Origin of the sequence: Streptomyces capillispiralis (assembly GCF_007829875.1) — a bacterium.
GTDB lineage: Bacteria > Actinomycetota > Actinomycetes > Streptomycetales > Streptomycetaceae > Streptomyces > Streptomyces capillispiralis.
Window position 1 is genome coordinate 6,192,073 of the sequence record NZ_VIWV01000001.1, and the last position, 20,071, is coordinate 6,212,143.

Sequence of the window (20,071 nt, forward strand, 5' to 3'; positions counted from 1 at the left end):
GAACCCTACGGCACCACCACGATCTTCCTGCCCACGCCCGCGGCGAACTGCTCCAGCGCCTGCGGGTAGCGGTCCAGCGGGATGCGGTCGCTGATGAAGACGTCCGGGTCGAGCACGCCGTTCGCGAACAGCTCCGCCGCCCGCTCGAAGCTGTGCAGCACGGCCATCGAACCCGTGATGGTGATCTCCTGGTTGTAGATCCGGTACGGGTCGATCGTCACGCGCGTCGCGTAGTCGGCGACACCGAACTGGAGGAAGGTGCCCGCCTTGGCCACCCGGTCCAGACCGTCCTGGATCGCCGCCGCGTTGCCGGTCGCGTCGATGACGAGGTCCCAGCCCTGGGGGCGGTCCAGCTCGTCCGGGGTGGCGGCCGACGCCGAGACGCCCAGCTTTCGGGCGGTCTCCAGACGCGTCGGGTTGAGGTCCACCATGTCCACGCTGGCCGCGCCGGTGCGCTTGGCCAGCTCCAGCATCATCAGCCCCATGGTTCCGGAGCCGTAGATCAGCACATGGGCGCCGAGGCGGGACTGGAGCACGTCGTAGCCGCGCACCGCGCAGGAGAGGGGCTCGATCAGCGCCGCGTCCTGGGTGCGGACGTGCTCGGGGAGCTTGACGCAGTTCGCCACCGGGGCCATCGCGTACTGGGCCGCGCCGCCGGCCGTGGTGACACCGATCGCCGCCCAGCGTTCGCAGAGGTTGTTGTGGCCGTTGCGGCAGTAGCGGCACTCGTAGCAGTAGAGGGAGGGGTCCACCGCGACCTGGTCGCCGACCGCGACCTCCGTGACCTGGGCACCGACGGCGACCACCTCGCCGGCGAACTCGTGCCCCGGCACGATCGGGAGCTTCGGGGCGAACTCGCCCTGGAGGATGTGCAGATCGGTGCCGCACAGACCGCAGGCCGCGACCTCGACGACGACGTCACGCGGCCCGGGCGTCGGGTCGGGGACCTCGGTGACGACGGCCTTCCCCACGGACTCGATGACGGCGGCCTTCATTTCACGGCTCCCAACGACAGGCCCTGGACGAGTTTGTCCTGGGCGGCGAACCCCGCGGCGAGCACCGGCAGGGAGATGACGAGCGACGCGGCGCACACCTTGGCCAGGAACAGGCCCTGGCTGGTGATGAAGCCGGTCAGGAAGACGGGGGCGGTCTCGGCCACCACGCCCGTCAGGACCCTGGCGAACAGCAGTTCGTTCCAGCTGAAGATGAAGCAGATGAGGGAGGTCGCCGCGATGCCGGGGAGCGCGATGGGCGCGACCACCCGGGCCAGGATCGTCGGCAGCTTCGCGCCGTCCACCCGCGCGGCCTCGATGATCGCGACCGGGACCTCGGCGAGGAAGGACTGCATCATCCACACCGCGATCGGCAGGTTCATGGAGGTGTAGAGGAGGACCAGCAGCCAGATGTTGTCGAGCATGTCCGTGTTCTTGGCGAACAGGTAGATCGGCAGCAGACCGGCCACGACGGGCAGCATCTTGGTGGAGAGGAAGAAGAAGAGGACGTCCGTCCACTTCTTCACCGGGCGGATGGACAGCGCGTAGGCCGCCGGGAGGGCCAGCAGCAGGACCAGCAGCGTCGAGGCGACGGACGCCACGGCGGAGTTGATCAGGGCCGGCCAGGGGCTCGCACCGCCGCCCGCGCCGAAGAACTCGCGGTAGCCGTCGAGGGTGAGGGCGGCGGTGAAGGACGGCGGGTTGGTGGCCGCGTCCGCCTCGGAGTGGAAGGACGTCAGGGCCATCCAGGCGATGGGCAGGAAGAACACGATTCCGGCCAGCCAGGCGACCAGACCAAGACCCGCTCCGTTGCGGAACCGGCCGCGGGTGCGTACGGCGATGCTGCTCATGCGCGGGACACCTCCTCGCGGAACAGGGACGACACCACGCGCAGGGCGAAGGTCGCGATGATGATCGAGCCGATGACGACCAGGACGCCGGCCGCCGAGGCGAGGCCGTTCTCGTGGGCCTGGTAGAAGGTCTGGTAGACGGTGTAGGGCAGGTTGGCGGTGCCCAGACCGCCGGACGTGATCGTGAAGACCGCGTCGAAGTTCTGCACGATGTAGATCGAGCCGAGCAGGGCGCCCAGTTCGAGGTAGCGGCGCAGGTGGGGCAGGGTCAGGTGGACGAAGATCTGCCAGTCGCTCGCGCCGTCGACCCGGGCCGCCTCCAGCTGCTGCTGGTCCCGGCTCTGCAGTCCGGCGAGCAGGATCAGCATCATGAACGGGGTCCACTGCCACACCAGCGAGGCCTCGACGGCGAGCAGCGGGGTGTTGCTGATCCAGTCGGGCTGGGGGCCGCCGACGTAGTGCAGCAGGCCGTTGAGGAGGCCGTACTCCGGGTTGTAGAGGACGTGCTTCCACAGCAGGGCCGCCGCCACCGGGACCACCAGGAAGGGGGCGATGAGCAGGGTGCGGACGATGCCACGGCCGCGGAACCTGCGGTCCAGCAGCAGGGCGAGGAGCAGTCCGAGGACGAGGCTGGCGAGCACCACCGCGACGGTCAGCAGGATCGTCGTCCAGACGGACTTGCGCAGCGCCGCGTCGGTGAGGACCTCCTGGTAGTTCTCGAAGCCGGCGAAGTGCCGGGCGTCGGGATACAGGGAGTTCCAGTCGAAGAAGGAGATCACCAGGGTCGCCACGAAGGGCAGCTGGGTGACCGCGATCATGAAGATCAGGGCGGGCAGCAGGGGCGCCCGGGTGGCCCAGGCGCGCAGCCGGGCGGAGGGCGGGCGGGGGGTGGAGCGGGTCTCCGGTGCGGCCACGGGGGCCGTTGTCGTGGCGGTCATCGTCCCTCGTACTCCTCGGAGATCTCTTCTGCGAGCTGCTGGGACTTCTTCAGGGCCGATTCGACGGACTGGCGTCCGGCGATGGCCGCGCTGATCTCCTGGGAGACCTTGGTGCCGAGGTCGGTGAACTCGGGGATGCCGACGAACTGGATGCCGGGCGCCGGGCGGGGCTGGACGCCGGGGTCGTCGGGCCGGGCCTTCTCGATGGCCTCCTTGGTCATCTCCTGGAAGGCGGCGGCCTCCGCGCGGTAATCGGGGTTGGAGTAGGTGGAGGCGCGCTTGCCGGCCGGGATGTTGGACCAGCCGAACTCCTCGCCGACCAGCTGCTCGTACTCCTTGCTGGACGCCCAGGAGACGAACTTCCAGGCGTTGTCGGGGTTGCGGGAGGCGTTCTGGATGCCCCAGGCCCAGGTGTAGAGCCAGCCGGACGACTCGGTCTTCTCCACGGGCGCGGGGGCGTAGCCGACCTTGCCCTGGACGGGGGACTTGGCGGCCTCCAGGGAACCGGCCGCGGAGGTGGCGTCGTACCACATGGCGACCTTGCCCTGGGTCATGTTGTTCAGGCACTCGGCGAAGCCGGCCTGGGCGGCGCCGGACTCACCGTGCTCACGGACCAGGTCGACATAGAACTTCGTCGCCTTCTCGAACTCGGGGGAGTCGAGGCGGGCCTTCCAGTCCTTGTCGAACCAGGTGCCGCCGAAGGTATTGACCACGGTGGTGAGCGGGGCCATCACCTCGCCCCAGCCGGGCAGGCCGCGCAGGCAGATGCCCTTCATGCCCGGTTCGGCGCCGTCGAGTTCGGCGGCGAGGCCGGCCACCTGCTGCCAGGTGGGCTTCTCGGGCATGGTCAGGCCCTCCTTCTCGAAGATGTCCTTGCGGTACATCAGGAAGGAGGACTCGCCGTAGAAGGGCTGGCCGTAGAGCTTGCCGTCGTCGCCGGTGAGGGACTGGCGCATCGGCTTGAGGACGTCCTGCTCGTCGTACGCCTTGTCCTTGGCGACGTAGGGGTCCATCTCCTTGAGCCAGCCGTTGCGGGCGTAGATGGGGATCTCGTAGTTGGACAGCGTGGCCACGTCGTACTGGCCGGCCTGGTTGGCGAAGTCCTGGCTGATCTTGTCGCGGACGTCGTTCTCCGGCAGCACGGTGAAGTTCACCTTGATACCGGTGTCCTTGGTGAAGTGCTCGGCGGTCAGCTTCTGCAGTTCGACCATCTGCGGGTTGTTGACCATCAGGACGTTGACGGAGTCACCGCCGGATCCTGCCCCGCCCGCTCCGACCCAGCAGCCGGAGAGCAGCGGGGCGAGCAGCGTCCCTGCGGCGACCGCGGCGAGTGTGGCTCGCGGCGGCCTCCGTCGGCTCTGGGTTCGCATGGATCGCTCCTGGACGTATAGGGGGATTGCGGGGCGTAACCGGGCATGGCTCCGCCCCGGAGGGATGTGAATCATGTGGTGATGTACCGACCTGCTGAATGCGGCTCAGACCCGGATGACCTGGGGTCCGAGCAGGGAGTAGCGGTGGGCCTCGGCGGCCGGCAGCAGGGTGCTCGTGACGATCGCCTCCAGCGCGCCGACCTCGGCGAACCGGCAGAAGCTGACCGCCCCGAACTTGGTGTGGACGCCGGCGAACACCACCCGGCGGGCGGCCCGGACCGCCTGTGCCTTGACCTCGCTGACCGCCGGGTCGGGCGTGGTCAGACCGTGTTCGCGGGAGATGCCGTTGGCGCCGATGAACGCCAGGTCGATGACGAAACCGGAGAGCATCTTCGTCGTCCAGTGGTCGACGGTGGCGAGGGTCCCGGAACGGACCCGGCCGCCGAGCAGCAGGACGGACGCGGTGCCGCTCTCCGCGAGCGCGCCCGCGACCGGGAGGGACGCGGTGACCACGGTGAGCGGCCGGTCGGTGGGCAGGGCCTCGGCGATGAGCTGGGGGGTGAAGCCCTCGTCGACGAAGACCGTCTCCGCGTCCCCGAGCAGCTCGGCCGCGGCGGTGGCGACCCTGCGCTTCTCGGGCACGTGGCTGGTGGCACGGAAGGCGAGGGTCGTCTCGAAGCCGGCGCTCTCCACGGGGTAGGCGCCGCCGTGGGTGCGGCGCACCAGACCGTGGTCCTCCAGTGCGCGCAGATCCCGTCGTACGGTCTCCTTGGCCACGCCCAGTTCGACGGCGAGCGCCGTGACGTCGACCGAACCGGTGGCGCGCGCCACCCGCACGATCTCCCGCTGGCGCTCTTCGGCCGTCCTGTTGCTCATGGACGGACACCTGCTTCCTGATCTCACTGCCCGTTCGGGCCCGGTGGGGCCCATGCAGGAAGTTCTACAGCGGGTGCTCGGTGCTGACCAGGCCTGTTGGGAACCCGGTCCTGCCCGGTTGTGCCCGTTCGACCCGGGCCGTGCCTGGCCCGGACCAGGAAAAGGGCGGGTGGGCGCGGCGAAGCGGGCAGTGGGTCTGCCCGTTTGGGGTGTCGAACGGGTCCGTTCGATGCCCGCACGCCGGTGCGACCGTCCATTTCACGCCGACCGGGCGCGCGGAGGCGTGGGGAAGTCGTGTGCGGTGGGGGCGCGTGAGGTGGACGCCGTGGGGGCGTCCGGTGGGTGCTCAGTACGGCCAGATGGGCGGGTCGGTGACGAAGTGGCCGCCCAGGCGGGCGTGCGCCGGGTTGTCCGGGTCCAGTTCGCCCTGCTCGGCGATCAGCTTCTCGGCGAACACCTCGGAGTCGTCCTGCGGTGCGTAGCCGAGCGCCCGCGCGGAGGTGAGGTCCCACCACAGGCGGGTGTTGGCGGAGGAGCCGTGGACCACGGTGTGGCCGACGTCCTCGGCGGTCAGGGCCGCGTGGAAGAGGCGGGCGCCGTCGGCGGGGCTCATCCACACCGAGAGCATGCGCACGCTCGTCGGTTCGGGGAAGCAGGAGCCGATGCGCACGGAGACGGTCTCGATGCCGTGCTTGTCCCAGTAGAGCTGGGCCAGGTCCTCGCCGAAGCACTTGGACAGGCCGTAGAAGGTGTCCGGGCGGCGCGGGGTGTCGACCGGGATCAGCGGGTCGTCGCCCCGCGGGCGCGGGGTGTAGCCGACGGCGTGGTTGGAGGAGGCGAAGACGATGCGCCGGACGCCCTCCTCGCGGGCGGCCTCGTACAGGTTGTACGTGCCCTCGATGTTGGCCTTGAGGATCTTGTCGAAGGAGGCTTCCAGGGAGATGCCCGCGAGGTGGATGATCGCGTCGACGCCGCGGACCGCCTCGCGCACGGCCTCGCGGTCGGCGAGGTCGGCGACGACCGCGTCCGGCTCGCCGTCGATCGGGCGCAGGTCGAGCAGGCGCAGCGCGTAGCCGTGGTCCGGGAGCAGGCCCCGCATCAGGGTGCCGAGTCCTCCGGCGGCGCCGGTGAGCAGAACGGTGCGGGGAGCGGGCATCCTCGGGTCTCCTTGCATCGCCGGCCGGGCGGCCGTACATATGGGCGTGCGTGTACATGGGCGCACGGCATTCATATTCGTGGACACGCTAAGGAGGTGGGGTGTGACCCGTCAAGTGTGCCGCGACTTCCCGCGGAACGCGAGAATCCGCTGGTGTGTGGTGGGTTGCGGTGCTTGACCGTGGTCCCCGGGGCGTCTTAGCGTGTACATGTTCAGGAATATGGACGTGAATCATGAATATGGACCTGGGAGAGCTTGTGACGCCAGCCCCTCTCGCCGCCCGACTCGGTGTCCCCAGCGGGCCGTTGTTCTTCCCGGTCACCGCCTACGGGCCCGACGGCGCCGTCGACCCCGACACCTACCGGCTGCACGTGCGGCGCGGGGTGGAGGCCGGAGCCGCCGCCGTCTTCGCCTGCTGCGGCACCGGTGAGTTCCACGCGCTGACGCCCGAGGAGTTCGAGACCTGCGTACGGGCCGCCGTGGAGGCCGCCGAGGGACGCGTCCCGGTCGTCGCCGGCGCCGGCTACGGCACGGCGCTCGCCGTGCGCTACGCCCGGCTGGCCGAGCGCGCCGGGGCCGACGGACTGCTCGCCATGCCGCCGTACCTGGTCCGGGCGGCGCAGGAGGGACTGCTGCGGCACTACCGGGAACTCGCCGCCGCCACCTCCCTGCCGGTGATCGTCTACCAGCGGGACAACGCCGTCCTCACCCCGCGGACCGTCGTCGAACTGGCCCGCACCGACGGCATCATCGGCTTCAAGGACGGCCACGGCGACCTCGACCTGATGCAGCGGACCGTCAGCGCCGTGCGCACCGAGGTACCCGGGGACTTCCTCTACTTCAACGGACTGCCCACCGCCGAGCTGACCCAGCTCGCCTACCGCGGCATCGGCGTCCCCCTCTACTCCTCCGCGGCGTTCTGCTTCGCCCCCGAGATCGCCCTCGCCTGCCACACCGCCTTCCGCACCGGCGACGACGCCACCGCGAACCGGCTGATCGACGGCTTCTACCGGCCGTTCGCCAACCTGCGCGCCCAGGGCCCCGGCTACGCCGTCTCCCTGGTCAAGGCCGCCGTACGGATGCGCGGCCTCGACGTGGGGGAGGTGCGGCCGCCGCTGCACGAACCGTCCGGGGATCATGTCGAGCAACTCGCCCGGCTGATCGAGCGGGGACAGGCACTGCTGGAGGAGGACCGGTGAAGGCGTCGGCATTCGTCTACCCCTGGGACGTCAACGGGGACCCGGAGGCGCCCGCGCGGATCGCCGCGCTCGGCACGGCGCAGGTCACGCTCGCCTCCGCCTACCACTCCACGCGCGCCCTGACCCCCCGCCATCCGCGCCACCGCGTCGTCACCGCCGAACACGCGGCCGTGCTCTACCCGGTGGACGACCGCTGGTCCGGGCGCACCCTGCGCCCGTACGCGGCCGGCGACTGGGCGCCGGGCGACGCCTTCGGCGAGGCCGCCGCCGCGCTCGCGGACGCCGGTCTCGACGTGCACACCTGGGTGGTGCTCGCGCACAACTCCCGCCTGGGCGCCGAGCATCCGGACACCTCGGTGGTCAACGCCTACGGCGACCGCTACCCGTGGGCGCCGTGCATCGCGCAGCCCGCCACCCGCGCCTACCTGACCTCGCTGGCCGCCGAGGCGGCGGTGCGTCCCGGGGCGAGCGGCACCGAACTGGAGTCCCTCGGCTGGTACGGGCTGGCCCATCTGCACGCCCACGACAAGACCGCCGGGGTCGGGCTCGGGGACGCCGGGCAGTACCTGATGTCCCTGTGCTTCTGCCCGGCCTGCCGCGACGGCTACGCCGCCCAGGGCCTGGACGCCGGTGAACTGGCCGCCGCCGTACGGGCCGCGCTGGAACCGGTGTGGCGCGGCGCCCCCTCCGACGGCGGCTGGGCGGGGGTCGAGAAGCTGCTCGGCGAGGCGCCGGCGCACGCCACGCGCGCCTGGCGCGACCTGACCGCCCGCACGCTGCAGGAGGCGGCGGTCACCGCCGTACGACGGGCCGCGCCCGAGGGGTTCCAGGTGCTGCTGCACGCCGATCCGGTCTCCCACCACTGCGGCGCCAACGCGGGTGTCGACCCCGCGCACATCCTCTCCGTCGCCGACGGCGTGGTCGTGCCCTGCACCGGAGGGGCCGGCCTGCTGACGCCGTTCGCCGCGCAGCACCGCGAGGGCGCCGTCCTCGCCGCCAACTTCACCGTGGTCTCCGGCATGGGCGGCAGCCCCGCCACCCTCGCGGCCGACGCGTCCGAGGCCCTCCGCCTGGGCGCCACCGAACTGCGCCTCTACCACGCCGGGCTGGCGTCGGACGAGGACCTGGAGGCGGTGCGGGGGGCCCTCGCCGGGCTGTGAGGTGAGGGGGCGCGTGCCGGGGCGGGCGGCTCCGGGGGCGCCTGGGGCCCGGTGGGCTCCGGCCGGGGCGGGCGCCGGGGCATGGCGGCTCCAGGGGCGTGCCGGGGGCCGTGTCACGTCGGGCTGCCGTCGGACGGGGTGCCGGACGCGGCGGGCTCGGGGTGTGCCGGGTCGGCGTGCCGCAGGGTTGCCGCCGTCGCGGCCAGGGCGCATCCGAGGGCGGCCAGCGGCAGCCGGTGGCCGACGAGTTCGACCAGGGCCGCGCCCGCCGCCAGGCCCAGCACGTTCGGGGCGAACACCAGGGTGTTGGCGGTGGCGGTGACCCGGCCCAGCAGCGGACCCGGGGTCGCCCGCTGCACGGCGGTCAGCGTGGCGATCAGCACCGCCGGCAGGCCCGCCCCGATGGCCGCGCTGCACGCCCACGCCAGCGGGTCCGACGGCACCGCGCGCAGCGCCACCGCGGCGGCCAGGAGGGCGATGCCGTACGCCGCGAAGCGCCGTGCGCCGACACGGCGCAGGGCCGGGCCGGCGAGCACCCCGACGGTCACCGACCCGGCGCCCTGCACGGCGTAGAGCACACCGGCGTACGCGGGGGAGTGGCCGAGGTCGTCGACCACCGCGTGGACGAGCGCGCCGCTCAGCCCCGCGCACAGCATCGTGGCGCCGCCCGCCCGCACCAGCGGGCGCAGCCCCGGATGCGACCACAGGAAGCGGGCGCCCTCGACCGTCCGCGCCCGGCGGCTGCCCGCCGGCGGCACGGGACGGTCCGCCGGGACGCGCAGGAACGCGTAGACGACGGCGGCGAGCAGGAAGGTGAGCGCGTCCAGGAGGGCCACGCCGGGCCCGCCGTACGCGGCGTACAGGCCCGCTCCCGCCAGCGGGGCCAGCAGCTTCACGCCCTCGTTGGCGGTCATCCGCAGCCCGTTGAAGTCGCCGAGCAGCGAGCGGTCCACGGCGGTCGCGATCAGCGCGGACTCGGCCGCGTCGTGGACGACGCCCGCCGCGCCGTACACGCACAGCACCGCGTACAGCAGCCACAGCACGTGCGGCGGGTCCACGGCGCACAGCGTCAGCAGGAGCGCCGCCATGAGCAGGCTCGCGCCGATCAGCAGCGGCTTGCGGCGGGTCCGGTCGGCGAGCGTGCCCAGCAGCGGGCCGGCCAGGGTGGGCGCCCACATCGCCAGCATGCACAGGGCCGCCAGGCCGTCCGAGCCGGTGAGGTCCTTCACCCACACTCCGGAGGCGAGCCACAGCGCGGAGGTGCCGAAGCCCGAGATCACCACCCCGGCGAGACAGAGTGCGGCGTCGCGGTCCCGCACCACGCGTGCCACCGGCCGGCCGGCCCTGTCGGTCTTCTTGGTCTGCTCGGTCGTCATGCCTGGCCATCGTGGGTCTAAGGACCGCCCGCGCGGATCGGGAAAGTGCCCAGGACCGGGGACGGGCGAGCGATGAGTTCCGCGGCCCGCATCGGTCTCACTTCCCGTGGGACAGCCCGGTGCGCACCTCACCGGGACACGACGACGGAAGGCACCCGATGACCGACACCCCCCTCGACCTCGGACCGCAGGCGCGGATCGTGGCCCGCCTCGCGGAAGGCGTCACGGACGAGCAGCTGGCCGACGGCACGCCCTGCCCGGACTACGCGGTGCACCACCTGCTGGGTCACCTCATCGGGCTGGCCGTCGCCTTCCGCGACGCGGGGCGCAAGGACCTCGGCGTCACCACCGACACCCGCCCGGACGCCGCCGTGCCGGACATCGGCCCCGGCTGGCGCGAGGACCTGCCCAAGGCGCTCGACGAACTGGCCGAGGTGTGGCGGGACCCGGCCGCCTGGACCGGTATGACCAGGGCCGGGGGCGTGGACCTCCCGGGCGAGGTCGCCGGTGCCGTCGTCATCGACGAACTGGTGACCCACGGCTGGGACCTGGCCCGCGCGACCGGCCAGGACTACACCCCCGACCCCGCCGCCCTGCGCGCGACGCACGACTTCCTCGCCGCGGCGGCCGAGGAGGCCGACCGGGGCGACATCTTCGGCCCCGTCGTCCCCGTCCCGTCCGACGCCCCGCTCCTGGACCGCACGGTCGGGCTGAGCGGCCGCGACCCCCACTGGACGCGCCCCGTCTGACGCACCCCGTCCGACCCGCCCCGGGGCGGTGCCCTCCATCACCCCCCGAGCGCCCACCGCCCCCACCCCGCACCCCGCACACCCACCGCTCCCCGCCCGCCCGCGCCCGACGCGGACGGGCGGGGCGCGGTCTTTCGGGGGCGGACCGGGCACCGACCGCGCAGGACCGCCAGGACCCACCGCGTTCACCACGTCGCGAAGGCACACCATCGCGGGGGCGCGCACCGCCACGCCAACCACCGCTGCCACCGCGCCCCTTCACGTCCACCCCTCCCGGACGGCACCGACCGGCATCGCATCCGCGAACGCGGACGTCCGGCGCACGGAAGCGTGCCCTCCGTGCCGTCGCGGTCGCGCAGGGTCGCTTCCGCCCCGTGGGAAGCAACGACAACTTCTCCTGTCGGAAGCATTGACGAAACCCCGGGCCACTCCTACGGTCATCGCGTCGTACTTCGTACGTCATATATGAGACGCGATACGCGAGATCAGCTCCGCGACATCCGAGAGGCGCGCATGACCTCTGTGCCCACGCCGATCCCCTCCCGCACGCAGTACGTGCTGGAGGAGATCAAACGCCGCATACTCACCGGCCGGTTCACACCGGGCCAGGCCCTGGTCGAGACCGACCTCGCCGCACAGTTCGGGGTCTCCAAGACCCCGGTGCGCGAGGCGCTCAAGACCCTGGCCGGCACCGGTCTGGTCGTGATGAGCCAGTACAAGGGCGTCACGGTGCGCATGGTCGACGCGGACATGGCGCGCGAGGTCTACGACGTGCGGCTGCTCCTCGAACCCGAGGCGCTCAAGCGCGCCGTCCGCCGCGGCGCCTCCCTGGACGCCGCGCGCGACGCGCTGACCCGTGCCGACGGGGCCACCGACACCGCCGAACGCTCCCTGGCCAACCGCGCGTTCCACCGCGCCCTGTACGTGCCGTGCGGCAACCCGCTGCTCGGCCGGATGCTCGACGAGGTCCGCGACCAGGCCGCCCTCGTCTCGGCCGTCGCCTGGGCCGCCGACCCCTCCTGGGAGCGGGAGGCGAGCGAGCACCGGGAGATCCTGCGGCTCGCCCTCGACGGCGACGCGGACGGCGCGGCGCGCGCCCTGCACTCGCACATCGCGTCGTTCGTGCGGCGGGCGTTCCCCGAAGCGGGGTTCGACACCCCGGAGGCCGGGGACGCCCCGGAAGCCCAGAAAGAGGACGGTCAGGCATGACAACGACGTTCGAGACCCAGCGGGCGGCCCTGGCCGACGTGGTGGCGATCCCGGTGACCCCGTTCGCCGAGGACGGCACGGTCGACCCCGGCACCTACCGGGCCCTGCTGCGTCGTCTCCTCGACGGTGGCATCACGACCCTCACGCCGAACGGCAACACCGGTGAGTTCTACGCCCTGACGCCCGACGAGCGCCGTCTGGTCACCGAGCTGACCGTCGAGGAGGCCGGCGGACGCTCGGCGATCCTGGTGGGTGTGGGCCACGACGTGCCCACCGCCGTCGCCTCCGCGCGCCACGCCCGTGAACTCGGCGCCCAGATGGTGATGGTGCACCAGCCCGTCCACCCCTACGTCTCGCAGAGCGGCTGGGTCGACTACCACCGCGCGATCGCCGAGGCGGTGCCCGAGCTGGGCGTCGTCCCCTACATCCGCAACGCGCAGCTGACCGGCGCCCGCCTCGCCGAACTCGCCGACGCGTGCCCCAACGTGATCGGCGTGAAGTACGCCGTGCCGGACGCGTCGAAGTTCGCCGCGTTCGCCCGGGACGCGGGACTCGAACGGTTCGTGTGGGTCGCGGGACTCGCCGAGCCGTACGCCCCCTCCTACTTCTCGGCCGGCGCCACCGGCTTCACCTCCGGACTGGTCAACGTCGCCCCGTCGGTCTCGCTGAACATGATCGAGGCGCTGCGCTCCGGCGACTACCCGACCGCCATGAAGGTGTGGGAGCAGATCCGCCGCTTCGAGGAACTGCGCGCCGCCAACGGCTCCGCCAACAACGTCACCGTCGTCAAGGAGGCCCTCGCCTCCCTCGGCCTGTGCCGCCGCGAGGTCCGCCCGCCGAGCAGACCGCTGCCCGAGAGCGAGCGCGCCGAGGTCGCCGCCATCGCCGCGGGGTGGTCGATATGAAGTCCCCCGAGCAGCTCCGCAGCCACCAGTGGTACGGCACCGACGGCCTGCGCTCCTTCAGCCACCGCGCCCGCACCCGCCAGCTCGGCTACCTGCCCGAGGAGCACCTGGGCAAGCCCGTCGTCGCGATCCTCAACACCTGGTCCGACATCAACCCCTGCCACGTCCACCTGCGCGACCGCGCGCAGGCCGTCAAGCGGGGCGTCTGGCAGGCGGGCGGCTTCCCCCTGGAGTTCCCGGTCTCCACCCTCAGCGAGACCTTCCAGAAGCCGACCCCCATGCTCTACCGCAACCTCCTCGCCATGGAGACCGAGGAACTGCTGCGCTCCTACCCGGTCGACGGCGCCGTCCTGATGGGCGGCTGCGACAAGTCCACGCCCGCGCTGCTGATGGGCGCGGCCAGCGCCGACCTGCCGGCCGTGTTCGTGCCCGCCGGGCCGATGCTCCCCGGGCACTGGCGCAACGAGGTCCTCGGTTCCGGCACCGACATGTGGAAGTACTGGGACGACAAGCGGGCCGGCCTCATCGGCGACTGCGAGATGCAGGAGCTGGAGAACGGCCTGGCCCGTTCGCCCGGCCACTGCATGACCATGGGCACGGCCTCCACGCTGACCGCGGCCGCCGAGGCGCTCGGCGTCACGGTGCCGGGCGCGTCCAGCATCCCGGCCGTCGACTCCGGGCACGACCGGATGGCCGCGCGGGCGGGCATGACGATCGTCGACCTGGTCCACAAGGACCGGAAGCTGAGCGACATCCTCACCGCGGACGCGTTCGAGGACGCGGTGACGACCGTCCTCGGACTCGGCGGCTCCACCAACGCCGTGATCCACCTGATCGCCATGGCCGGACGCGCCGGCGTCCGGCTCACCCTCGACGACTTCGACCGCATCGCCCGCACCGTCCCGGTGCTGGCCAACGTCCGGCCCGGCGGACAGAAGTACCTGATGGAGGACTTCCACTTCGCCGGCGGTCTGCCCGGGTTCCTCTCCCGGATCCCCGACCTGCTCCACCTGGACCGGCCCACCGTCTGCCACGACACGCTGCGCGAGCAGCTCGCCGGCGCCCAGGTGCACGACGACGACGTCATCCGGCCCCGCGACAACCCGGTCGCGGACGAGGGCGGGGTGGCCGTGCTGCGCGGCAACCTCTGCCCGGACGGCGCCGTCATCAAGCACATCGCCGCCGAACCCCACCTGCTCAAGCACACCGGTCCCGCCGTGGTCTTCGACGACTACCGGCAGATGCAGCGGACCATCAACGACCCGGCGCTGAACATCACCGCCGACAGCGTGCTCGTGCTGCGCAACGCCGGCCCCAAGGGCGGCCCGGGCATGCCCGAGTACGGGATGCTGCCGCTGCCCGACCACCTGCTCAAGCAGGGGGTGCGGGACATGGTGCGGATCTCCGACGCCCGGATGAGCGGCACCAGTTACGGCGCCTGCGTCCTGCACGTCGCCCCCGAGTCGTACGTCGGCGGGCCGCTGGCGCTGGTGCGCACCGGGGACACCATCACCCTCGACGTCGAGAACCGCACCCTGCGGCTCGACGTGGACGACGAGGAGCTGGAGCGCCGCAGGGCGCGCTGGACACCGCCGCCGGTCCGCTACGAACGCGGCTACGGCGCGCTCTACAACGAGCAGATCACCCAGGCCGACACCGGCTGCGACTTCGAGTTCCTCGCCCGCCCGGGCACCGTCCAGGACCCGTACGCCGGCTGACCGGCCGTCGGGTCCCGGCTTCCGCACACCCACGCAGAAAGCGCTTCCCCCCGCTCACGCACCACACAGCACGACGTACCGAGAAACGGAGAACAGTCATGGCCCATGCCGCAGCCGTGGCGAAACCGCCCAGGCCACCCCGGCGGCGCCGTGCCTCCGCCACGCCCCGCAGGCTCCCCTACCTGCTGATCGCGCCGGCCGCCCTGCTCATGCTGGGTTTCATCGCGTACCCGGTCATCAGCGTCTTCTACTACAGCCTGCAGAACTACAACCCCACCAAGCCGTGGCGGAACGGCTACGCGGGCTTCGACAACTTCACCCGCATCTTCACCGACGACCCGCTGTTCTGGGACACACTGGTCTTCAGCGCCAAGTGGGTGTTCGTCGAGGTCGGCCTGCAACTGCTGTTCGGCCTGGCGCTCGCCCTCATCGTCAACCAGACCTTCGCCGGGCGGGCCCTGGGCCGCGCCCTGGTCTTCTCACCGTGGGCCGTCTCCGGCGTCCTGACCTCCGCGATCTGGGTGCTGCTCTACAACTCCCAGACCGGCATCACCCGTTACCTCGCGGACATGGGCATCGGCGACTACGGCGTCAGCTGGCTGTCGGACACCTCCACGGTCTTCCCGGCGGTGGTCGTCGCCGACCTGTGGCGCGGCGTGCCCTTCTTCGCGATCCTCATCCTCGCCGACCTCCAGTCCGTCTCGAAGGACCTCTACGAGGCCGCCGAGGTCGACGGGGCCAGCCGCATCAAGCAGTTCTGGCACATCACGCTGCCGCACCTGAAGGACGCCATCATCCTGTCCACGCTGCTGCGCGCGGTGTGGGAGTTCAACAACGTCGACCTGCTCTACACGCTGACCGGCGGCGGACCCGCGGGCGAGACCACGACGCTGCCGCTCTACATCGCCAACACCTCGGTCGACGCCCACAACTTCGGCTACGCGTCGGCCCTGACCACGGTCGCGTTCGTGATCCTGCTCTTCTGCTCGATGGTCTACCTGCGGCTGAGCAAGTTCGGAGGCGAAAGCAAGTGATCACCAAAGAGGCCGCACAGGCCGCCCCCGCCCCCGCGCCCACCGCCCCCGAACCGCCCCGCCCGGCCAAGCGCCGCCGGGCCTGGGACGAGGCGCCCCGCTGGCAGATCTACCTGCCCCTCGGCATCTACCTGGTCTTCACCCTCATCCCCTTCTACTGGATCCTGCTCTTCGCGCTGCGCCCGGCCGGCTCGACCTCGCTGGTGCCCTGGCCGATGACCTTCGTCCACTTCGAGAAGGTGTGGACGGACCGCAGCTTCGGCACCTTCTTCTACAACAGCGTCCTGGTCGGCGTCGCCACGCTGATCACGACCACCCTGGTCGCGCTGGCCGGCGGCTACGCCCTCGCCCGGTTCGACTTCAAGATCAAGCGGGCGTTCATGCTGGGCCTGCTCTGCTCCCAGTTCGTGCCCGGCGCGCTGCTGCTGGTCCCGCTGTTCGAGATCTTCGCCGAACTGCAGATGATCAACTCCCTCGGCAGCGTCATCATCGCCGAGACGGTGTTCCAGCTGCCGCTGTCGATGATCCTGATCAGCAACTTCATCAAGAACGTGCCGTACTCCCTGGAGGAGGCCGCCTGGGTCGACGGCTGCAACCGGATGACGTCCTTCAGGATCGTCGTCCTGCCGCTGCTGCGGCCCGGTCTGATCGCCGTCGGCTCCTTCGCCTTCGTCCACTCCTGGAACCACTTCCTGTTCGCCCTGATGTTCCTCAACAACCAGGAGAAGCAGACCATCCCGGTCGGCCTCAACACCCTGATGAGCGCGGACAGCGTCGACCTCGGCGCGCTCGCGGCGGGCGGCATCATCGCGGCCGTCCCCGTCGTGATCGTCTTCGCCTTCATCCAGAAGTGGCTGATCACCGGCTTCAGCGCGGGGGCGGTGAAGGGATGACGGAACCCCGGACCGCGCCCGGCGCCCCCGTCCCCGTCGTCCTCGCCGGCGCCCGCGGCCACGGCCGCTGGCACGTGGCGAACATCCGCAGACTCCAGGACCTCGGCGTCGTACGGCTGGTGGGGATCTGCGAACTCACCCCGCTCACCGAGGACGAGTTCGGCGGGGAACTCCCCGAGCAGTCCTCCGACTTCGGCGCGCTGCTGGACTCCACCGGCGCCCGGATCGCGGTGGTCTGCACCCCCATCCCCACCCACACCGACCTGGCCCTCACGGCCGCCGGGCGGGGCGTGCACCTGCTGCTGGAGAAGCCGCCCGCGCCCTCGTACGCCGAGTTCCGCCGGATGGCCGACGGGGTGGCCGCCGCCGGTGTCGCCTGCCAGATCGGCTTCCAGTCGCTGGGCTCGCACGCCGTGCCCGCGATCCGGGACCTGATCGCCGAGGGCGCCGTCGGCGAGGTGCGGGGGATCGGCGGGGCCGGCGCCTGGGTGCGGCCCGAGACGTACTTCCGGCGGGCGCCCTGGGCGGGCCGGCGGCGCCTGAACGGCGTCGACGTGATCGACGGGGTGCTGACCAACCCGCTCGCCCACGCCGTCGCCACCGCCCTCGCGCTCGCCGGCAGCACCCGCGCCGAGGACGTCACCCGCATCGAGACCGAACTGCTGCGCGCCAACGACATCGAGTCCGACGACACCTCCTGCGTACGGGTCACCACCGCGCGGGGCGGGCCGGTGACCGTCGCCGTGACGCTGTGCGCCGAGCGGGCCGACGAGCCGTACGTCGTGGTGCACGGCACCCGGGGCCGGATCACCTTCTGGTACAAGCAGGACCGCGTGCTGCTCCAGCGCACCGAGCACGGCCCCGAGGAGACGCGGTTCGAGCGCACCGACCTGCTGGCGAACCTCGTCGCCCACCTCACCGACGGCACCCCCCTCCTGGTCACGCCGGACGGGACCGGCGCCTTCATGAAGGTGGTCGAGGCGATCCGGCAGGCCCCCGACCCGGCCCCGCTGCCGGACGGCGCCTGGCACCGCGTCCCCGGTGAGAACCGCCGGGTCGTGCCCGGCATCGACGGCCTCGTCGCGGCCGCCGCCGACACCCTGTCCCTCTACTCCGAGCTGGGCGCCCCCTGGGCGCCGCCCGCGCACCACCTGCCGAAAGAGGTGAGCACCCGATGACCGGCAACGACTCCGTGGTCCTGCGCGTCGCGGGCCGGCCCGTCGGCCGGTACGTCACCCGGCCCGAACTGCCGGCCCGGCTCTCCCCGCGGCCGTACCTGCACCCCGTCACCACCCTGGCCGGCACGGCGGTCACCGAGCTGAGCCCCGCCGACCACGCACACCACCTCGGCGTCGGTGTCGCCGTTCCCGACGTCGAGGGGTTCAACTTCTGGGGCGGACGCACCTACGTCCGCGACCGGGGCCCCACCGAGCTGGACAACCACGGCTCCCAGCGGCACACCGCCTACCAACTGCGCGACCCCGACGGGTTCGTGGAGGAGCTGCGCTGGGTGGCCGCGCCCGGCGAACTGCTGCGCGAGCGCCGCACGGTGGCGGCCACCGAACTCACCGGCACCGCCTGGGCGCTGGACCTCACCTTCTCCCTTACCAACATCACCTCCGCCCCGCTCTCCCTGGGCAGCCCGGCCACCAACGGCCGCCCCGGCGCGGCCTACGGCGGCTTCTTCTGGCGGGCCCGCAAGGAGGACACGGCCCCGGACGTCTTCACCGCCGACGCCGAGGGGGAGGGCGCGGTCCACGGCCGCCCCGCCGACTGGCTGGCGCTCGCCGGATCCACCTGGACCCTGGTCTTCGCCGGGGTCACCGCACCGACCCGGCGCGACCCCTGGTTCGTGCGCACCGCCGAGTACCCGGGCGTCGGCTCCTCCCTGGCCCACGGGGCGCGGCTGCCGGTGCCGCCGGGCGAGACCGTGGTCCGCCGCGTCGTCACCGTCGTCGCCGACGGCCGCCTCGGCCGGGACGAGGCCGCCGCCCTGGTCCGCAAGGCGGTGAGCGCGTGACCGCCGGGCGGACGGAGTCCACCTACCGCAATCCGGTCCTGAACGCCGACTGGTCCGACCCCGACGTCATCCGTGTGGGCGACGACTTCTACCTGACCGCCTCCAGCTTCGGCCGGGTCCCCGGACTGCCCCTGCTGCACTCCCGCGACCTCGTCAACTGGACCCTCGTCGGGCACGCCCTGGACCGCCTCGAACCCGAGGCCGAGTTCGCCGTGCCCCGCCACGACTGCGGCGTCTGGGCCCCGTCCCTGCGCCACCACGACGACCGGTTCTGGATCTTCTGGGGCGACCCCGACCAGGGCATCTTCCAGGTCAACGCCCCCGAGATCCGCGGGCCCTGGACACGGCCGCTGCTGGTGAAGGCCGGCAAGGGCCTGATCGACCCGTGCCCGCTGTGGGACGAGGAGACCGGCGAGGCGTATCTCGTGCACGCCTGGGCCAAGTCCCGCAGCGGCGTCAAGAACCGCCTCACCGGCCACCGGATGCACCCGCACGGCACCGAACTCCTCGACGAGGGCAAGGTGATCGTCGACGCCGACCGCATCCCGGGCTGGTTCACCCTGGAGGGCCCCAAGCTCTACCGGCACGACGGCTGGTTCTGGATCCTCGCCCCCGCCGGGGGCGTGGAGACCGGCTGGCAGGGCGCCTTCCGCTCCCGCGCGTTCTTCGGACCGTACGAGGAGAGGGTCGTCCTCGAACAGAAGGACACCGACGTCAACGGCCCCCACCAGGGCGCCTGGGTGCGCACCCCGTCCGGTGAGGACTGGTTCCTGCACTTCCAGCAGCGCGGGGCGTACGGCAGGGTGGTCCACCTCCAGCCGATGGGCTGGAGCGGTGGGGGCACCTCCCGGCCGAGCGAAGCCGGGGACGGGGGAGGCTGGCCGGTGCTCGGGGCCGACGGCGCCCCCGTGACCGTCCACCGCCGCCCCGACCTGCCCGCGCAGCCGCCCGCCGCGCCCGCCACCGACGACGACTTCCCCGGCGGACGCCACGGCCGGCAGTGGCAGTGGACGGCCAACCCGCGGGAGGGCTGGGCCACCCAGCACTCCGCCGACGGGCTGCGGCTGACCTGTGTGCGCTCCGCCGACGCGGACGACCTGCGCCGGCTGCCGAACGTGCTCACCCAGCGGCTGCCCGGCACGCCCTGCACCGTCGAGGTGGAACTGCGGCTCGACAGCGAGGAACCCGGGGCGCGCGCCGGGCTCGCGGTGCTCGGGGACGCGTACCGCTGGATCGGGCTCCAGCGGGGCGCGGACGGCGCGGTGCACCTGGTGCACCGGTTCGCCGAGACCGTCGCCGAGGGGGAACGGGACGCCGATCACGCGCGGCCCGCCCCCGAGGGCCGGGCCCGGCTGCGCATCGACATCGGCGCCGGTGCGCGCTGCCGCTTCTCCTACGACACCGGCGACGGCTTCCGCCCCACCGGTCAGGTCTTCGCCGCCACGCCGTGGCGCTGGGTCGGGGCGCTGCTCGGCCTGGTCGCCCTGGCGCCCACCGGTCAGGGACACGCCGGTGCCGCCACGTTCACCCAGTTCAGGATCAGCGCCCCGGCGCACGGCTGACCGTCGCCGGACGGCCGTGACAGAGCCCCACAACCGCACAGTCCGTTGCATCCGGAAGAAGAG

The 20,071-nt window shown here is 72.3% G+C and carries 18 protein-coding genes; 11 read left to right on the plus strand and 7 right to left on the minus strand.

Annotated features, from left to right (window positions below; all coding sequences use genetic code 11):
* Positions 1-5 precede the first annotated feature (5 nt).
* From FHX78_RS26995 to FHX78_RS27020, 6 genes are all read right to left on the minus strand, one after another.
* Positions 6-995 (minus strand): zinc-dependent alcohol dehydrogenase family protein, encoded by a 990-nt coding sequence (locus tag FHX78_RS26995; protein WP_145869999.1) that lies wholly within the window; start codon positions 993-995, stop codon positions 6-8.
* Positions 992-1,843 (minus strand): carbohydrate ABC transporter permease, encoded by an 852-nt coding sequence (locus tag FHX78_RS27000; protein ID WP_145870000.1) that lies wholly within the window; start codon positions 1,841-1,843, stop codon positions 992-994. The genes FHX78_RS26995 and FHX78_RS27000 overlap by 4 nt, the downstream gene beginning before the upstream one ends.
* Entirely contained in the window at positions 1,840-2,781 is a 942-nt protein-coding gene (locus tag FHX78_RS27005; RefSeq protein WP_145870001.1) for a carbohydrate ABC transporter permease, read from the minus strand. Before FHX78_RS27005 ends, FHX78_RS27000 begins: the two co-directional genes overlap by 4 nt.
* Positions 2,778-4,151 carry an ABC transporter substrate-binding protein gene (locus FHX78_RS27010; protein ID WP_145870002.1) on the minus strand — a complete coding sequence of 458 codons (1,374 nt, stop codon included), beginning with the start codon at positions 4,149-4,151 and terminating at the stop codon, positions 2,778-2,780. The genes FHX78_RS27005 and FHX78_RS27010 overlap by 4 nt, the downstream gene beginning before the upstream one ends.
* A gap of 105 nt (positions 4,152-4,256) precedes the next feature.
* The gene (locus tag FHX78_RS27015) at positions 4,257-5,027 is read right to left on the minus strand and encodes a DeoR/GlpR family DNA-binding transcription regulator (RefSeq protein WP_145870003.1); all 771 of its coding nucleotides are present in this window, start codon (positions 5,025-5,027) and stop codon (positions 4,257-4,259) included.
* 346 nt (positions 5,028-5,373) lie between these two features.
* A complete protein-coding gene (locus FHX78_RS27020; RefSeq protein WP_145870004.1) occupies positions 5,374-6,183 on the minus strand; it encodes an NAD-dependent epimerase/dehydratase family protein in 810 nt (269 codons plus the stop codon).
* Between the two features lie 257 nt (positions 6,184-6,440).
* Between FHX78_RS27020 and FHX78_RS27025 the strand changes: the two genes are divergently transcribed.
* The gene (locus FHX78_RS27025) at positions 6,441-7,382 is read left to right on the plus strand and encodes a 5-dehydro-4-deoxyglucarate dehydratase (RefSeq protein ID WP_145870005.1); all 942 of its coding nucleotides are present in this window, start codon (positions 6,441-6,443) and stop codon (positions 7,380-7,382) included.
* Entirely contained in the window at positions 7,379-8,542 is a 1,164-nt protein-coding gene (locus tag FHX78_RS27030) for a hypothetical protein (protein ID WP_145870006.1), read from the plus strand. The genes FHX78_RS27025 and FHX78_RS27030 overlap by 4 nt, the downstream gene beginning before the upstream one ends.
* 113 nt (positions 8,543-8,655) lie before the next feature.
* Here the strand turns inward: FHX78_RS27030 and FHX78_RS27035 are convergent, their stop codons facing one another.
* Positions 8,656-9,918 carry an MFS transporter gene (locus FHX78_RS27035; protein ID WP_145870007.1) on the minus strand — a complete coding sequence of 421 codons (1,263 nt, stop codon included), beginning with the start codon at positions 9,916-9,918 and terminating at the stop codon, positions 8,656-8,658.
* Positions 9,919-10,076: 158 nt separating this feature from the next.
* Here FHX78_RS27035 and FHX78_RS27040 point away from each other — a divergent pair, with 158 nt between their 5' ends.
* From FHX78_RS27040 to FHX78_RS27080, 9 genes are all read left to right on the plus strand, one after another.
* Positions 10,077-10,667 carry a TIGR03086 family metal-binding protein gene (locus FHX78_RS27040; RefSeq protein ID WP_145870008.1) on the plus strand — a complete coding sequence of 197 codons (591 nt, stop codon included), beginning with the start codon at positions 10,077-10,079 and terminating at the stop codon, positions 10,665-10,667.
* 513 nt (positions 10,668-11,180) lie between these two features.
* A complete protein-coding gene (locus tag FHX78_RS27045; RefSeq protein ID WP_145870009.1) occupies positions 11,181-11,876 on the plus strand; it encodes a GntR family transcriptional regulator in 696 nt (231 codons plus the stop codon).
* Complete coding sequence (locus tag FHX78_RS27050) at positions 11,873-12,781, plus strand: dihydrodipicolinate synthase family protein (RefSeq protein ID WP_145870010.1); 909 nt, start codon at positions 11,873-11,875, stop codon at positions 12,779-12,781. Before FHX78_RS27045 ends, FHX78_RS27050 begins: the two co-directional genes overlap by 4 nt.
* The gene (gene araD / locus FHX78_RS27055) at positions 12,778-14,499 is read left to right on the plus strand and encodes an L-arabinonate dehydratase (RefSeq protein WP_167531867.1); all 1,722 of its coding nucleotides are present in this window, start codon (positions 12,778-12,780) and stop codon (positions 14,497-14,499) included. Before FHX78_RS27050 ends, araD begins: the two co-directional genes overlap by 4 nt.
* Before the next feature lie 98 nt (positions 14,500-14,597).
* Positions 14,598-15,533 carry a carbohydrate ABC transporter permease gene (locus FHX78_RS27060; RefSeq protein ID WP_145870012.1) on the plus strand — a complete coding sequence of 312 codons (936 nt, stop codon included), beginning with the start codon at positions 14,598-14,600 and terminating at the stop codon, positions 15,531-15,533.
* Complete coding sequence (locus tag FHX78_RS27065) at positions 15,530-16,426, plus strand: carbohydrate ABC transporter permease (protein WP_145870013.1); 897 nt, start codon at positions 15,530-15,532, stop codon at positions 16,424-16,426. The genes FHX78_RS27060 and FHX78_RS27065 overlap by 4 nt, the downstream gene beginning before the upstream one ends.
* Entirely contained in the window at positions 16,423-17,604 is a 1,182-nt protein-coding gene (locus tag FHX78_RS27070; RefSeq protein WP_145870014.1) for a Gfo/Idh/MocA family protein, read from the plus strand. Before FHX78_RS27065 ends, FHX78_RS27070 begins: the two co-directional genes overlap by 4 nt.
* Positions 17,601-18,446: a DUF6807 domain-containing protein gene (locus FHX78_RS27075; protein ID WP_145870015.1), complete on the plus strand. Its 846-nt coding sequence runs from the start codon at positions 17,601-17,603 to the stop codon at positions 18,444-18,446. The genes FHX78_RS27070 and FHX78_RS27075 overlap by 4 nt, the downstream gene beginning before the upstream one ends.
* Positions 18,443-20,008, plus strand: coding sequence for a glycoside hydrolase family 43 protein (locus FHX78_RS27080; protein WP_145870016.1), 1,566 nt, complete (start codon positions 18,443-18,445; stop codon positions 20,006-20,008). The genes FHX78_RS27075 and FHX78_RS27080 overlap by 4 nt, the downstream gene beginning before the upstream one ends.
* Positions 20,009-20,071 lie beyond the last annotated feature (63 nt).

What these genes read in the sequence shown, in the direction of transcription:
- FHX78_RS27035 (WP_145870007.1), bottom strand. Translation starts at nt 9,918, where the DNA reads ATGACGACCGAGCAGACCAAGAAGACCGACAGGGCCGGCCGGCCGGTG.
- FHX78_RS26995 (WP_145869999.1), bottom strand. Translation starts at nt 995, where the DNA reads ATGAAGGCCGCCGTCATCGAGTCCGTGGGGAAGGCCGTCGTCACCGAG.
- FHX78_RS27000 (WP_145870000.1), bottom strand. Translation starts at nt 1,843, where the DNA reads ATGAGCAGCATCGCCGTACGCACCCGCGGCCGGTTCCGCAACGGAGCG.
- araD (WP_167531867.1), top strand. Translation starts at nt 12,778, where the DNA reads ATGAAGTCCCCCGAGCAGCTCCGCAGCCACCAGTGGTACGGCACCGAC.
- FHX78_RS27050 (WP_145870010.1), top strand. Translation starts at nt 11,873, where the DNA reads ATGACAACGACGTTCGAGACCCAGCGGGCGGCCCTGGCCGACGTGGTG.
- FHX78_RS27045 (WP_145870009.1), top strand. Translation starts at nt 11,181, where the DNA reads ATGACCTCTGTGCCCACGCCGATCCCCTCCCGCACGCAGTACGTGCTG.
- FHX78_RS27005 (WP_145870001.1), bottom strand. Translation starts at nt 2,781, where the DNA reads ATGACCGCCACGACAACGGCCCCCGTGGCCGCACCGGAGACCCGCTCC.
- FHX78_RS27010 (WP_145870002.1), bottom strand. Translation starts at nt 4,151, where the DNA reads ATGCGAACCCAGAGCCGACGGAGGCCGCCGCGAGCCACACTCGCCGCG.
- FHX78_RS27075 (WP_145870015.1), top strand. Translation starts at nt 17,601, where the DNA reads ATGACCGGCAACGACTCCGTGGTCCTGCGCGTCGCGGGCCGGCCCGTC.
- FHX78_RS27070 (WP_145870014.1), top strand. Translation starts at nt 16,423, where the DNA reads ATGACGGAACCCCGGACCGCGCCCGGCGCCCCCGTCCCCGTCGTCCTC.
- FHX78_RS27020 (WP_145870004.1), bottom strand. Translation starts at nt 6,183, where the DNA reads ATGCCCGCTCCCCGCACCGTTCTGCTCACCGGCGCCGCCGGAGGACTC.
- FHX78_RS27060 (WP_145870012.1), top strand. Translation starts at nt 14,598, where the DNA reads ATGGCCCATGCCGCAGCCGTGGCGAAACCGCCCAGGCCACCCCGGCGG.
- FHX78_RS27015 (WP_145870003.1), bottom strand. Translation starts at nt 5,027, where the DNA reads ATGAGCAACAGGACGGCCGAAGAGCGCCAGCGGGAGATCGTGCGGGTG.
- FHX78_RS27040 (WP_145870008.1), top strand. Translation starts at nt 10,077, where the DNA reads ATGACCGACACCCCCCTCGACCTCGGACCGCAGGCGCGGATCGTGGCC.